The following is a 13,422-nucleotide window of genomic DNA, read 5'->3' on the forward strand; positions in this document are numbered from 1 at the left end:
TTAAGGACGTGCTGAGGGCTTTTCAAGCGAGGATCTCGGGCATGGGGAACATATTGACGCAGCGTTTCAGCAGCGAGGATTAAATGAGTTGATTTTCCACAAGTTATTTGTGTTAACGGCAATGCGATTAATTGCGAAGAATTAAAAGTTCAGCAGGGTGAACCAATAGGCAGCGATATGATCCGCTCAGAGTCACAGGTACCAACATAACTCAGGCATTGTGTATGAAAAAATCCATAACTAACTGATTTATATGCATATGTCCTGTTATCTCACTATTCGCCAACGCATATATCTCTCGGTACAAGCTGCTATTTTCTCGCCAATAAAAAAGAGCCTCGCGATAAATCGCAAGGCTCTTCAGGAATAGGTCGGAGTCGGCCTGTAAGCCGGGTTCTGTACCGGGTTGCCCCGGGTAGCAATCATTCCTCTAGGCCAGCAATCGCTCGCTGGCTCAAGCAACCTACCCGCCCCCAACGCGGGCCGCGCCAATAGGGGCCTATTTGGTCTTGCTTCGGGTGGAGTTTACCGTGCCACGAACTGTTGCCAGTCGCGCGGTGCGCTCTTACCGCACCCTTTCACCCTTACCTGATCCCTTGCGGGCCATCGGCGGTTTGCTCTCTGTTGCACTGGTCGTAGGCTCACGCCCCCCAGGCGTTACCTGGCACCCTGCCCTATGAAGCCCGGACTTTCCTCCCCTCCGCCCGTCTGTCCCGAGGGACACAACGACGAAGCAGCGATTGCCCAGCCAACTCCGGGCGCGGATTATAGCCTTGTCCGGCACCTGGGGTAAACCTGCAATTGAGTTTTGACCGAGTTAATCGCACTCGAGAGAACGCCAAGGCTGACCTCTGGCCTGCATTTATCCGCCTCAGTAATGTTCGAGGCCGTACTTGTAGAGCGCGTTCTTCTTCACCCCGTGGATCTCGGCGGTGAGCGCCGCCGCTTTTTTAAGCGGCAGTTCGGCCACCAGCAAACCCAGGGTACGGATCGCCTCGGCCGGCAGCTCCTCTTCAGTTTTATTGGCGCCCGCGACCACCAGCACGATCTCGCCGCGGCAGCGATTTTCGTCCTCGCCCAGCCAGACCAGCATCTCGGAGGCAGGCAGACCGTGGATCGACTCGAAGGTCTTGGTCAGCTCGCGGCACACCACCACCTGGCGTTCGCCGAGAATGCGGGCGATTGCTTCCACCGTGTCCTGCACCCGGCGCGGGGATTCGTAGAACACCAGTGAGCGGGTGTCTTCGATCACCGCCTGCAAACGGTCGTCACGGCCCTTGGCTTTTGCCGGCAAAAAGCCTTCGAAGGCAAACCGGTCGGTGGGCAGCCCGGCCGCAGAAAGTGCCGTGATCGCGGCACAGGGGCCGGGCAGCGGCACTACCTTGACCCCGGCTTCGCGACAACGGGTGACCAGGTGATAACCGGGGTCGCTGATGAGCGGCGTACCCGCATCGGAGACCAGGGCCACGTTCTTGCCCTCTTTTATCCGGCCGATCAACACATCAGCCTTCTGCTGTTCGTTGTGATCGTGCAGCGCGAAGGTGGGCACCGAGATTTGATAGTGGCTGAGCAGGATGCCGGTATGACGGGTATCCTCGGCAGCCACCAGATCGACACTGCGTAAAATGTCCAATGCACGCTGGGTAATGTCAGCCAGATTGCCGATCGGGGTGGGGACTATGTACAGGGTTGGGATGTCACTCATGGGAGCTCCGAGTGTCCCGACAATTGTGTCGCCATATTGGCCCGTTTACACTATGGAGAATTTCAACACTGGTCGGGGAATGAACTTGAACCGGGTTACAAAGCAGCTAAGTGTATCACGACTCTTCGGCATCCTACTCGCGGCAGTACTGCTTGCCGCCTGTGCGTCGGAGCCCAATCAATCAGCCGGACAATCCGGCATGCCGTCGGCCTTCTCGGATTTGACCAAGAATGCCCAGTGGTATCTGGCGCAGGTGGATCCGGCCAAACCGGCCGAAGCCTTCACCTGGCAGGTGATGGCGTCGCGCAGCTATCTGGCGCTCGGTCAGGCCAAGCCGGCCGCGGCCCTGTTCCAGCAACTGCAGAAGCAGGGCCAGAGCGCCGAACAAAAGGCCCAGCTGCAACTGTTGCAGGCTCACCTGCTGCTCGCCCAGGGCAACGCCAACCAGGCGTTGATCCTGCTGGAGGGCAAGCCCGAGGTAGCGCTGGATGCCGATACCCAGAAGGACTGGTATCGCCAGCGGGTGGTGTTGCAACTGGACATCAACAACAAGTTCGGTGCCGCCAAGTCGCTGATCCTGCTGGAGCCCTATCTGGCCCAGAATGAGCTGGCCACCAATCACCAGCAAATCTGGTCACTGCTCAAAAGCATGACCCCCTCCACCCTGCAGGCACTGGAAGAGGCGCCGGCTCCCGACGTGACTACCGGCTGGCTGCGACTGGCGGCGCTGGTGAACGAGTTCGGCGCCCAGCCCAATCAGCTGGCACGCCAGCTCGCTGGCTGGAAGCAGGCCTTCCCGAACCACCCGGCCCAGAAAGACATGCCGGCGGGTCTGGGTGATCTGGCGACCAGCAACATCAATACCCTGCAGCAGATCGCCGTGTTCCTGCCGCTCTCCGGCAATCTGGAGCCTCAAGGCGCCGCCATCCGCAACGGCATGCTGATGTCATACAAGGAGAATCAGGGACAGTTCACCCTGAACTTCTACGACACCCAGACCAAGGCGATGGGCGAGCTCTACAAACAGGCGATTCAGGAAGGGGCCAACATGATCATCGGCCCGCTGCTCAAAGACCGGGTCGAGGAGCTGCTCAAGTCCAATCCGACCGTGCCGGTGCTGGCACTCAACGAGCTGGACAAGCCGATCGTCAATGACAACACCTTCTACTTCTCCCTCTCCGCCGCCGCCGATGCAGCGCAGGCCGCCCAGTACCTCTACGGTCAGGGCTATCGCAAGCCCCTGCTGATCGCCGCTCAGGGGCGGATCGGCTATGGCAGCATCAAGGCGTTCGAACAGGCCTGGGCCACCGTGAGCCAGGACAAGCCGGTCGTCGCCACCTTCGGCGCTCGCAACGAAGTGCAGGGCATGGTCAAGAACGCCCTGAGCGGTCGCTCCACCGCCCGGGCCGGCGAAGTGGTGCAGCTTGCTGACACGGCGCCGCGCAGCATCGACGTGGTCTATGTGGTCGCCAACAGCCTGGAGACCCGGATGATCAAGCCGTATGTGGACATCTCGGTCAATCCGATGGGTAGCCTGCCTATCTACAGCAGCTCGCGCAGCTATGACAGCGCCACCACCGAAGTGGCCTCCGAGCTCAACGGCATGCATATCTCCGACATGCCGCTGCTGCTGGGTGGTTACGAGAAGCAGCGCGAACAGATCGCCCTGCTCTGGCCGCAAACCCAGGGTGATCTGCTGCGCCTGTTCGCGCTGGGCTACGATGCCGTGGCGCTGGCGGAAAACCTGCAGCAGATGCGCAAGGTCAATGCCATGCAGCAGCCGGGCATGAGCGGCCAGCTGAGCGTGGATGCCAGCGGCAACATAGTGCGGGTACTGGACTGGGCCACCTACCAGAACGGCAAGCTGGTCAGCGACAGTGCCATGCTTCAGCTCGAGGGAGCCCCCCATGAAGGGTCTATTGGCACGGATGCACCAGCAGTGGCAGAACCTGTTCCCGTCAGCACCGAGCAAGGGACAGCACTTTGAGCAGCTAGCTGAGCGCTGGTTGCAGGCCCGCGGCCTGCAACCCGTGACCCGCAACTACCGCTGCCGGGGCGGCGAGATCGATCTCATCATGCGCCAGGGGGAGACCCTGGTGTTTGTTGAGGTCCGCTACCGCACCCAGACCAGCCATGGCGGCGCCGCCGCCTCGGTCACCCGGCGCAAGCAGCACAAGATCGTGCTGGCAGCGCGCCACTATTTCAAGCAACATGCCATCAACGAGGCCAGCCAGGCCTGCCGATTCGATGTGATCGCGTTCGAGGGCGACCAGCCAGACTGGATCCAGAACGCATTTTAAGAGGACCCCATGACTGACCGCATCAAAGAGAACTACACCGAGAGCATCCAGACCAAGATAGCCGCCGCCGAGGCGCTGCCGGATGCCATCCATACCGCAGCCCAGATGCTGACCATCTGCCTGCTCAATGGCCACAAGGTGATGGCATGCGGCAACGGTCCTTCCGCAGCGCTGGCCCAGCTGTTCATCTCGGAATTGGTCAACTGCTACGAAACCGAGCGCCCTTCCCTGCCCGGCATGGCGCTGACCCCCGACATGGCGACCATCAGTGCCATCGCGACCGACCACGGCTTTGAAGAGGTCTATTCCAAGCAGATCCGTGCCCTGGGTCAGCCCGGCGACATCCTGGTGGTGCTCACCACCACGGGCAACAGCCGCAGCCTGATCAAGGCCGCCGAGGCCGCTCTCTCCCGCGACATGACCATAGTGGTGCTGGGTGGTGGCGACGGCGGCGAGATCGCCGGCCTGCTCGGCCCCAACGACGTGGAGATCCGGGTGCCGTCGGCTCGTCGACCCCGCATTCTGGAAGTGAACCTGTTGACCCTGCACTGCCTGTGTGATCTCATCGACCAGACTCTTTTCCCGCAACAGGAAGATTGAAACCATGAACAAGCAAATGCTCCTGCTCGGCCTGCTGGCCGGTACCCTGCTGCTGCAAGGTTGCGCGGCCGTAGTGGTAGGCGGTGCCGCCGGCACGGCCAAAGCCTCCGGCGATCGTCGCACCCTGGGCGCCCAGTGGGACGATCAGGCCATCGAGCTGAAAGCGGCCAACCTGCTGGCTGACAACAAGCCACTCAGCGCAGCCAGCAAGATCAGCGTCTACAGCAACAACGGCCGCGTGCTGCTGGTCGGCCAGACACCTTCTGACGCTTACAAGCTCGAAGCTGGCAAGATAGTGGCCCGCATCGAGGGGGTGCGCCACGTCTACAACGAATTGCGCCTCGGCCAGCCGGTCAGCATAGGGGTTCGCAGCAACGACTCCTGGATCACCTCCAAGGTGCGGGCAGACATGCTGGGCGCCAAGAATTTTGACAGTGCCAAGGTCAAGGTGGTCACCGAGAATGGCGAGGTATTCCTGATTGGCCTGGTGACCCGCCAGGAAGGGGATCACGCCGTCGAGATCGCCCGCCACGTCAGCGGCGTGAAGCGTGTGATCAAGGCCTTCGAGTTCGCCCAGAACTAGCACTGACCGCCGACTCTCGGCATAAAAAAACGCAGCCAGCTGGCTGCGTTTTTTATTTGATGACCTTCAGGGTCGGACGACCGCTCGGACGCGGCGGTTCCGGCTCGGGTTCCACCGGCGCTTCGGCCTGCTCCAGCCAGAGGTCATAACCCGGCTCGGGCGGGAACAGGGTTCCCACGCCATTTTCCCGGGCATGGATGGCCAATACGGCCGCCATCGGGATGTAAACCTGCTGGGAGACACCACCAAAACGGGCGCTGAAGCTGATGGCTTCATTGTCCATGTGGAACTGCCCTACCGCACGGGGGGCGATGTTCAGCACTATCTGTCCATCCTGGACAAACTGCATCGGCACCATCACATGAGGGATGTTGACGTTGACCACCAGATGCGGGGTCAGGTCATTGTCCAGCAACCAGTCGAAGAACGCCCGCAGCAGGTACGGGCGACTGGGTGTCATTGTCGGTTCCATGCTCATACGCCGGCACGGATCTCGCGCTCGGCTTCAGTCAGGGAAGCCTGGAAAGACTCGCGCTCGAACAGACGAACCATGTAGGCCTTCAGCTCTTTGGCACCACGACCGGTGAAGTCGATGCCGAGGCTCGGCAGACGCCACAGCAGCGGGGCCATGTAGCAGTCGACCAGGCCAAACTCTTCGCTCATGAAATAGGGCATTTCACCGAAGATCGGCGCGATGGCCAGCAGGTTGTCCCGCAGTTCGGCACGCGCCGCATCCACGTCGGTACCAGCCATGATCTTGTCGGCCAGAGAATACCAGTCCAGCTCGATACGATGCATCATCAGACGGCTGTTGCCGCGGGCCACAGGGTAGACCGGCATCAGGGGCGGGTGCGGGAAGCGCTCGTCCAGATACTCCATGATGATGCGTGAGGTGTACAACGCCAGCTCGCGATCGACCAGAGTCGGTACGGTGTTGTAGGGGTTCAGCTCGGCCAGCTCATCCGGCAGGTTGCTTGGGTCAACCTGGCAGATATCTACGCTAACACCCTTCTCCGCCAGGACAATGCGCACCTGATGGCTGAACATATCGTTGGCACCGGAAAACAGCGTCATTACCGAACGCTTATTGGCAGCTACAGCCATTGAACCCTCCCGTCATTAAAAAGCAGAAACGGCAATGAAGCCTCTTGGTCTTCATTGCCGTGCATTATATTACCCGGATCTGGTCGCTTAGTGAACGTCGCGCCAGAATTCCTTCTTCAACAGCACAGTGAAGATGAAGAAGATCACGATGAAGCCAAGTACCCAGAAGCCCATGCGTTCGCGCTCCTGTTGTACCGGTTCAGCCGAGTAGACCAAGAAGTTTACCAGATCCAGTACCGTCTGATCATACTCTTCGTTATTCATTTCACCGTTGCCGTCAGATTTGACACTGACAACCTGCTGTACTTCCACTCCGTCGACGGTGTGGGTCGCGAACTCGGCGCGGGGCGTGCCTTGCAGCGGCTCCAGCACATGGGGCATGCCCACGGACGGGAATACCACGTTGTTCACGCCAAACGGACGGGTCTCGTCCACGTAGAAAGAGCGCAGGTAGGTGTAAATCCAGTCGGCACCACGTACCCGGGCAACCAGCGTCAGATCGGGGGGCGGGGCGCCAAACCATTTGGCCGCATCCTTGTCCGGCACCGAGTTTTCCATCAGATCGCCGATCTTGGCACCATTGACGATCAGGTTGGCCGCCATCAGATCTTCCGGAATGCCAATGTCTGCCGCCACCCGGTTGTAACGCTGGTACTGGGTGCTGTGACAGCCAAAGCAGTAGTTCATGAAGGTAGCCGCACCACGCTGCAACGACGCCTTGTCGTTCAGGTCATAGTTGGCCTTGTCCAGGTGCACTGCCCCGGTGTTGGCAAACACCAGCGACGGCAGCAGGGTCAGCACTGCAAAAATTATTCTTTTCATTTAAATGTCACCCTCTCCGGCAGCGGCTTGGTGCTTTCATTCTTGCTGTAGAAGAACAACAGGACGAAGAACCCGAAATAACCCAGGGTACAGATCTGGGCGATCAGCGTCAGGGTCGGAGTCGATGGCAAGACGCCGAGCACCCCGAGAATGATGAAGCAGACCACGAACTGGGCGATGTTCAGCTTGTGCAGGGTACTGCGATAGCGCACCGAACGAACCTTGCAGCGATCCAGCCAGGGCAGCAGGAACAGCACCACGATGGAGAGCCCCATCATGATGACGCCCAGCAGCTTGTCAGGCACCGCCCGCAAGATGGCGTAGAAGGGGGTGAAATACCAGACCGGGGCGATGTGCGCCGGGGTCTTCAGACCATTGGCCACTTCAAAGTTCGGTTTCTCGAGGAAATAACCCCACATGTCCGGCTTGAAGAAGATGATGGCGCAGAACAGGAACAGGAAGCCTGCGACCCCGATCATGTCCTTGACGGTGAAGTAGGGGTGGAATGCCACCGCATCCAGCGGCCAGCCGTTCTCGTCCTTGTGCTTCTTGATGTCGATGCCGTCCGGGTTGTTCGAACCCACTTCATGCAACGCCAGGATATGCATGGCCACCAGCATCACCAGTACCAGCGGCAGGGCGATGACGTGCAGCGCGAAGAAGCGGTTCAGGGTAGCGCCGGAGATGACGTAGTCACCGCGGATCCACAAGGTCAGATCGTCACCGATGACCGGAATGGCACCAAACAGCGAGATGATGACCTGGGCCCCCCAGAATGACATCTGGCCCCACGGCAGCAGATAGCCCATGAAGGCTTCCGCCATCAGGCAGAGGAAGATCAACATGCCGAAGATCCACAGCAGCTCGCGCGGCTTCTGGTAGGAGCCGTAGATCATGCCGCGGAACATGTGCAGATAGACCACGATGAAGAACGCAGACGCGCCGGTGGAGTGCATGTAACGCAGCAACCAGCCGTAGTCCACATCCCGCATGATGTACTCCACGGAGGCGAAGGCACCTTCGGCGGAGGGGTTGTAGTTCATGGTCAGCCAGATACCCGTGATGATCTGGTTGACCAGCACCAGCATGGCGAGCGAGCCAAAGAAGTACCAGAAGTTCAGGTTCTTGGGCGCCGGATACTTGGCCATGTGGTCGTTGTACATGGCAGTGAGCGGAAAGCGGTAGTCAATCCAGCCCATCAGTTTGGCAAACATGGTCAGGCCTCCTTGCCATCGGCACCGACCAGGATGGTGGTGTCGCTAAGATATTTGTACGGCGGAATGACCAGGTTCAAGGGTGCTGGCACCCCCTGGAACACTCGACCTGCCATGTCGAACTTGGAGCCATGACAGGGGCAGAAGAAGCCTGAGGTCACGCCCTGCACCTGCTCGCCAAAGCTGTCCGGCAGATAGGAGGGGGAGCAGCCCAGATGAGTGCAGATCCCGACGGCTACGAAGATCTCCGGCTTGATAGATCTGTAACCGTTGTGGGCATAGTCGGGTTGCTGGGGCTCGTCGGAAGCCGGATCGCGCAACTTGTCGTCGTGCGCGGCCAGGGCATCCAGCGTCTGTTTGGTGCGTTTCACCACCCAGACCGGCTTGCCTCGCCACTCAACACGGATGAGCTGGCCTGGTTCCAACTTACTGATATCCACTTCTACCGGAGCACCCGCCGCTTTGGCTTTGGCACTCGGGTTCCATGACTTAATAAACGGCACTGCGGTAAAAGCAGCTCCTACCCCACCAACGGCGACCGTTGACCAGGTAAGAAATCTGCGGCGACCGGTATCAACTGGCGCATTGCTCATCCAAAAACTCTCCCATGTGGACTCCGCACATTCTTATTGTGTCCCTGTTCCCCTTTCTTCCGTGACAACAGCGGCGGAAGCGGAGTTACAATTGTCACAGAAAAACCGAGGGAATTTTAAAGAAAAGATAACAACTTGACAAGAAAGAGAAGCGAAGGTCAAAAACAATAAATACACAATTTTTTGTCTTTTGTGACGTGGTGTTAGCAATACCGTTGGTAATATTACCAATAAAAAAAGCCTGGCACATGGCCAGGCTTTTTTGACACTCGCGAGAGTGCGTACCAAAAGCGAATTAACGCTTGGAGTACTGCGGACGCTTACGAGCTTTGTGCAGACCGACTTTCTTACGCTCAACCTTACGGGCATCGCGAGTAACAAAGCCTGCTTTACGCAGTTCGGAACGCAGGGTTTCATCGTACTGCATCAGAGCACGAGTGATACCGTGGCGGATCGCACCAGCTTGACCGGAGATGCCACCACCGTTAACGGTGATGTACAGGTCCAGTTTCTCGGTCATCTCAACCAGTTCCAGCGGCTGACGAACTACCATGCGGGCAGTCGGACGGCCGAAGTACTGCTCCAGGGAGCGCTGGTTGATTACGATTTTACCGCTACCCGCTTTGATAAATACGCGAGCAGTGGAGCTTTTGCGACGGCCGGTACCGTAGTATTGATTTTCTGCCATTGTTGCCAGTTCCCGTTAGATATCCAGTACTTGAGGTTGCTGAGCAGCATGAGCGTGCTCGGCGCCTGCGTAAACTTTCAGCTTACGGAACATGGCACGGCCCAGCGGACCCTTCGGCAGCATGCCTTTGACGGCAGCTTCGATTACCATTTCCGGTTTACGCTGAATCAGCTTGTCGAAGCTGATGGACTTGATACCACCCGGGAAACCGGAGTGAGCATGGTACATTTTGTCGGTAAATTTCTTACCGGTTACGTGTACCTTCTCAGCGTTTACAACGATGATGTAATCACCGGTGTCAACGTGCGGAGTGTACTCAGCTTTGTGCTTACCACGCAGACGAGCAGCGATCTCGGTTGCGATACGACCCAGAGTTTTACCTTCTGCGTCCACAATGTACCAGTCACGTTTTACGGTTTCTGGCTTGGCAACGAAAGTTTTCATTAAGTTAAACCCAATTACCTGTTACAGACCCAATTGCTTATGGGGGCTCTCCCACAAACAACAAACGATGGCCTACCTGTACCCCTTCGAATACAAGTAAAGCTTAAAGTGTTGCTGTCTTATCGACAGCTGTAACGTGGGCCGGGCGATTATAAGTGAAGTTGCCTTAAATATCACCTGCTAATTTCACTGCCATGAAGCTAGCAAATGTCGCCCGGCCCTACCTGCCGCAGATGCCCATCCGACTGGCAGGCGCGGTATTGTGACTAAGGAAGGTGCACTCTGGCAAGGTATTCGTGCGATTGCATTTCCTGAAGCCGTGAAAGACAACGTTTGAACTCGAAATTCAGCAGCCCGTTGCCATAGAGTTCCTGCATCGGCACCGCCGCCGATATGATCAGCTTGACGTGCCGCTCATAGAACTCATCCACCATGGCGATGAAGCGGCGCGCCGCGTCATCCGTGCCCGCCCCCATTGGCTGCACATTGGCCAGCAGGACGGTGTGAAACAGCCGGGCCAGCTCGATGTAATCGCCCTGTGAGCGGGGAGTACAGCAAAGTTGCTCAAACTCCATATAGAGCACACCTTCCCCCATCCCCAGCGACGCCAGTTGACGGTGATTGATCTCGACACTGCCCGCCCGGGCCTCTTCCAGCCCGGTTAACTGCCGAAAATAGCGATCCAGATTGGATTTTGCCTGCTGATCCAGCGGAAAATGATAAATCTCCGCCTGCTCCAACGTACGCAGGCGATAGTCGGTGCCGCCGTCCACGTTAAGTATCTCGCAATGGCGCTCGATGAGCGCGATCGCCGGTAGAAAACGGGCCCGCTGCAGACCATTTCGATACAAATCCTGCGGCGGTATGTTCGAGGTCGCCACCAGCACCACTCCATGGCCGAACAACTCCTGGAACAGAGTCCCCAGCAGCATGGCATCGGTGATGTCGGAGACGAAAAATTCGTCGAAGCAGATGACGTCGGTCTCGCCGGCCAGCTCGCTGGCGATCAGCTTGAGCGGATCGGCCTGACCGGTCAGCCCCTTGAGCTCATCATGCACCCGGTGCATGAAACGGTGGAAGTGAATGCGCAGCTTGCGCTCTCCCGGCAGGCTGTCGAAAAAAGTATCCATCAGCCAGGTCTTGCCTCTGCCCACTCCGCCCCACATATATAGACCCAGGATGGGCGGGCGGGGTTTTGGCTTTTGCAGCCAGCCCAGCAGGCCGCGGGATCTGGTCGGAGTCGGGGTTTGGCACAAATCCTGATAGAGTCGCTCCAGACGGGCCACTGCCATCGCCTGGGCGGGGTCGGCCACGAAGCCGGGGCGCTGCAAATCCTGCTGATACTTTTGCTGCGGGGTCATCCTGTCGATTGCCTTCAAGTCCCTGAATGAAGGACAAAATGGTATCACGCTCTCGGGGTGCACGGTATAGTGCCATCAAGGCGTAGCGGCCGCTTTGGCCGCATCAACCCACATTGATTTAGCTGTAACAAGGAGCATCTATGAGTCTGTTAAACGGAATCCTGCTGGCTGTCGCCGCCTTGATTATCGGTGTCATCATCGGCCGCTTCACAGTGCGCAGCCGGGATGCCGGCCGTCTGGAACAAGAACTGAAGAAGGCTCACAAGGAACTGGAAAGCTACCAGGGCCAGATCAATACCCACTTCGCCGACAGCGCCGCCCTGATGGAGCAGCTGGCCGAGCAGTACCAGACCCTTTATCGCCATATGGCGGAGCAGAGCAAGTTCCTGGCCAAGGCTCAGGAGCCGCTGTTCCGTGAAACCCTGCTCGACGAGAGCAGCGATGTCCCGGCCAATGAAGAACCGGGCGTACCACCCCGTGACTATGCCGGGGCCTCCGGTCTGCTCAAGCAGTCCAGTTAGTTCCCTGCGGAACTAATTGCGCGGTAGCGTGGTCAGACCTTGACGATTGCATTGCAACTTTTCTGGGAGCTGTTTTTCATATGCGTAAACCTCTTTCTGTGCTCAGTGTGTTAGCCCTCAGTGTCGGTATCGCCATGTCTGCGGCCCCTGTACAGGCTGCACTGCCCTCTCTGCTGGCGAACAATCAGGAGATGCCGAGCCTGGCGCCGGTGCTCGAGCAGGTCACTCCTGCCGTGGTCAACATTTCAGTCTCCGGCAAGAAGATCACCCGCCAGCGTCTGCCGGAACAGTTCCGTTTCTTCTTCGGTCCCAACATGCCCGACGAGCAGGTGAGCGAGCAGCCCTTCCAGGCGCTCGGCTCCGGCGTCATCATTGATGCCAAGAAGGGCTACGTGATCACCAACGCCCACGTGGTGCACGAGGCGGACGAGATCAAGGTCAACCTGAAGGATGGCCGTGAATACGCCGCCAAGAAGATCGGCGAGGACAAGCAGTCCGACATCGCGCTGCTGCAAATCAAGGCCGAGGATCTGGTGCAGATCAAGTTTGCCGACTCCGACGAGCTGCGGGTCGGTGACTATGCACTGGCCATCGGCAACCCGTTTGGCCTCGGCCAGACCGTCACCTCCGGCATCGTCAGTGCGCTTGGCCGCAGCGGCCTCAACATCGAAAATCTGGAAAACTTCATCCAGACCGATGCCGCCATCAACTCCGGCAACTCAGGTGGCGCCCTGCTCAACCTGCGCGGCGAGCTGATCGGCATCAACACCGCCATCCTGGGCCCGAACGGCGGCAACATCGGCATCGGCTTCGCCATTCCGTCCAACATGGTGCGCGACCTGTCCGAGCAGATCGTGAAATACGGTGAAGTGCGCCGCGGCCAACTGGGCATCACCGGCACCGAGCTTACCTCCGAAATCGCCAAGACCTTCGGCTACAACAAGAAAGATGGCGCCTTCGTCAACCAGGTCATGCCTGATTCCGCCGCCGCCAAGGCGGGCATCAAGGCCGGCGATATCATCATCAGCATCGATGGCAAGGCCATCCGCTCGTTTGGTGAGCTGCGCGCCAAGATCGCCACCATGGGGGCTGACAAGCAGGTCGCTCTGGGCCTCATCCGCGATGGCAAGGAGCAGACCGTCAAGGTCACGCTGAAGAAGGCGGATGACAGCGAGATCCTGGCCAGCGCCCTGCACCCGGCACTGGAAGGGGCCAAGCTGAGCACCACCGCCGAGCCGGTGACCGGCGTGGCCGTGGCCGACATCGATCCGCGCTCGCCTGCCGCCGCTTCCGGCCTGCAGAAGGGTGACATCATCATCGGGGTCAACCGCCTGCGCATCAACTCGCTGGAAGAGCTGAGCAAGGCGTTGAAGAACAAGCCGGATGTGCTGGCGCTGAACATCCAGCGCGGGGAATCCTCCCTCTATCTGGTGATCCGTTAACTCCCTCTCACCCGCGGCCCTCGCCGCGGGTGATTTTTATCCACC

At 58.7% G+C, this 13,422-nt stretch carries 15 protein-coding genes and 1 other RNA gene; 6 read left to right on the forward strand and 10 right to left on the reverse strand.

The annotated features are described in order from the left end of the window. Nucleotides 1-369: 369 nt before the first annotated feature. Together rnpB and rsmI are read right to left on the reverse strand one after the other, a co-directional pair. An RNA gene (gene rnpB / locus E5E97_RS02210) (RNase P RNA component class A) lies at nucleotides 370-756 on the reverse strand. 115 nt (nucleotides 757-871) lie between these two features. Beyond that, nucleotides 872-1,705: a 16S rRNA (cytidine(1402)-2'-O)-methyltransferase gene (rsmI, locus tag E5E97_RS02215; RefSeq protein ID WP_118880254.1), complete on the reverse strand. Its 834-nt coding sequence runs from the start codon at nucleotides 1,703-1,705 to the stop codon at nucleotides 872-874. A 199-nt stretch (nucleotides 1,706-1,904) separates the two neighbouring features. On the opposite strand from rsmI, the gene E5E97_RS02220 reads away from it, so the two are divergent. From E5E97_RS02220 to dolP, 4 genes are read left to right on the forward strand one after another with little or no spacing between them, the layout of a single operon-like run. Continuing rightward, nucleotides 1,905-3,692 (forward strand): penicillin-binding protein activator, encoded by a 1,788-nt coding sequence (locus tag E5E97_RS02220; RefSeq protein WP_238427556.1) that lies wholly within the window; start codon nucleotides 1,905-1,907, stop codon nucleotides 3,690-3,692. Further along, nucleotides 3,613-4,005, forward strand: a complete 393-nt coding sequence (locus tag E5E97_RS02225) for a YraN family protein (protein WP_118880252.1) — start codon at nucleotides 3,613-3,615, stop codon at nucleotides 4,003-4,005. Before E5E97_RS02220 ends, E5E97_RS02225 begins: the two co-directional genes overlap by 80 nt. 9 nt (nucleotides 4,006-4,014) lie before the next feature. Further along, a complete protein-coding gene (locus tag E5E97_RS02230; protein WP_118880251.1) occupies nucleotides 4,015-4,605 on the forward strand; it encodes an SIS domain-containing protein in 591 nt (196 codons plus the stop codon). Between the two features lie 4 nt (nucleotides 4,606-4,609). After that, a complete protein-coding gene (gene dolP, locus E5E97_RS02235) occupies nucleotides 4,610-5,188 on the forward strand; it encodes a division/outer membrane stress-associated lipid-binding lipoprotein (RefSeq protein ID WP_024945441.1) in 579 nt (192 codons plus the stop codon). 52 nt (nucleotides 5,189-5,240) lie between these two features. Here dolP and E5E97_RS02240 read toward each other — a convergent pair whose 3' ends face one another. The 8 genes from E5E97_RS02240 to zapE all read right to left on the reverse strand — a co-directional run bounded on the left by E5E97_RS02240 (nucleotide 5,241) and on the right by zapE (nucleotide 11,414). After that, nucleotides 5,241-5,666: a ClpXP protease specificity-enhancing factor gene (locus E5E97_RS02240; RefSeq protein ID WP_017409380.1), complete on the reverse strand. Its 426-nt coding sequence runs from the start codon at nucleotides 5,664-5,666 to the stop codon at nucleotides 5,241-5,243. After that, entirely contained in the window at nucleotides 5,663-6,292 is a 630-nt protein-coding gene (sspA, locus tag E5E97_RS02245) for a stringent starvation protein SspA (protein WP_011707594.1), read from the reverse strand. The genes E5E97_RS02240 and sspA overlap by 4 nt, the downstream gene beginning before the upstream one ends. An 87-nt stretch (nucleotides 6,293-6,379) precedes the next feature. Next, entirely contained in the window at nucleotides 6,380-7,114 is a 735-nt protein-coding gene (locus E5E97_RS02250) for a cytochrome c1 (RefSeq protein ID WP_011707595.1), read from the reverse strand. After that, nucleotides 7,111-8,328 (reverse strand): cytochrome bc complex cytochrome b subunit, encoded by a 1,218-nt coding sequence (locus E5E97_RS02255; protein ID WP_011707596.1) that lies wholly within the window; start codon nucleotides 8,326-8,328, stop codon nucleotides 7,111-7,113. The genes E5E97_RS02250 and E5E97_RS02255 overlap by 4 nt, the downstream gene beginning before the upstream one ends. 2 nt (nucleotides 8,329-8,330) lie before the next feature. Further along, the gene (gene petA, locus E5E97_RS02260; protein WP_011707597.1) at nucleotides 8,331-8,921 is read right to left on the reverse strand and encodes a ubiquinol-cytochrome c reductase iron-sulfur subunit; all 591 of its coding nucleotides are present in this window, start codon (nucleotides 8,919-8,921) and stop codon (nucleotides 8,331-8,333) included. 295 nt (nucleotides 8,922-9,216) lie between these two features. After that, nucleotides 9,217-9,609 carry a 30S ribosomal protein S9 gene (gene rpsI, locus E5E97_RS02265; RefSeq protein WP_005336286.1) on the reverse strand — a complete coding sequence of 131 codons (393 nt, stop codon included), beginning with the start codon at nucleotides 9,607-9,609 and terminating at the stop codon, nucleotides 9,217-9,219. Nucleotides 9,610-9,624: 15 nt separating this feature from the next. Beyond that, nucleotides 9,625-10,053, reverse strand: coding sequence for a 50S ribosomal protein L13 (rplM, locus tag E5E97_RS02270; RefSeq protein WP_005336289.1), 429 nt, complete (start codon nucleotides 10,051-10,053; stop codon nucleotides 9,625-9,627). A gap of 266 nt (nucleotides 10,054-10,319) precedes the next feature. Next, nucleotides 10,320-11,414, reverse strand: coding sequence for a cell division protein ZapE (gene zapE, locus E5E97_RS02275; protein ID WP_118880250.1), 1,095 nt, complete (start codon nucleotides 11,412-11,414; stop codon nucleotides 10,320-10,322). A 140-nt stretch (nucleotides 11,415-11,554) separates the two neighbouring features. Here zapE and E5E97_RS02280 point away from each other — a divergent pair, with 140 nt between their 5' ends. Together E5E97_RS02280 and E5E97_RS02285 are read left to right on the forward strand one after the other, a co-directional pair. Then, nucleotides 11,555-11,935: a YhcB family protein gene (locus E5E97_RS02280; RefSeq protein WP_011707599.1), complete on the forward strand. Its 381-nt coding sequence runs from the start codon at nucleotides 11,555-11,557 to the stop codon at nucleotides 11,933-11,935. Between the two features lie 80 nt (nucleotides 11,936-12,015). After that, nucleotides 12,016-13,377 (forward strand): Do family serine endopeptidase, encoded by a 1,362-nt coding sequence (locus E5E97_RS02285; protein ID WP_011707600.1) that lies wholly within the window; start codon nucleotides 12,016-12,018, stop codon nucleotides 13,375-13,377. The last annotated feature ends 45 nt before the right edge of the window (nucleotides 13,378-13,422 follow it).

This window comes from Aeromonas sp. 2692-1 (assembly GCF_013085505.1).
GTDB lineage: Bacteria > Pseudomonadota > Gammaproteobacteria > Enterobacterales > Aeromonadaceae > Aeromonas > Aeromonas hydrophila.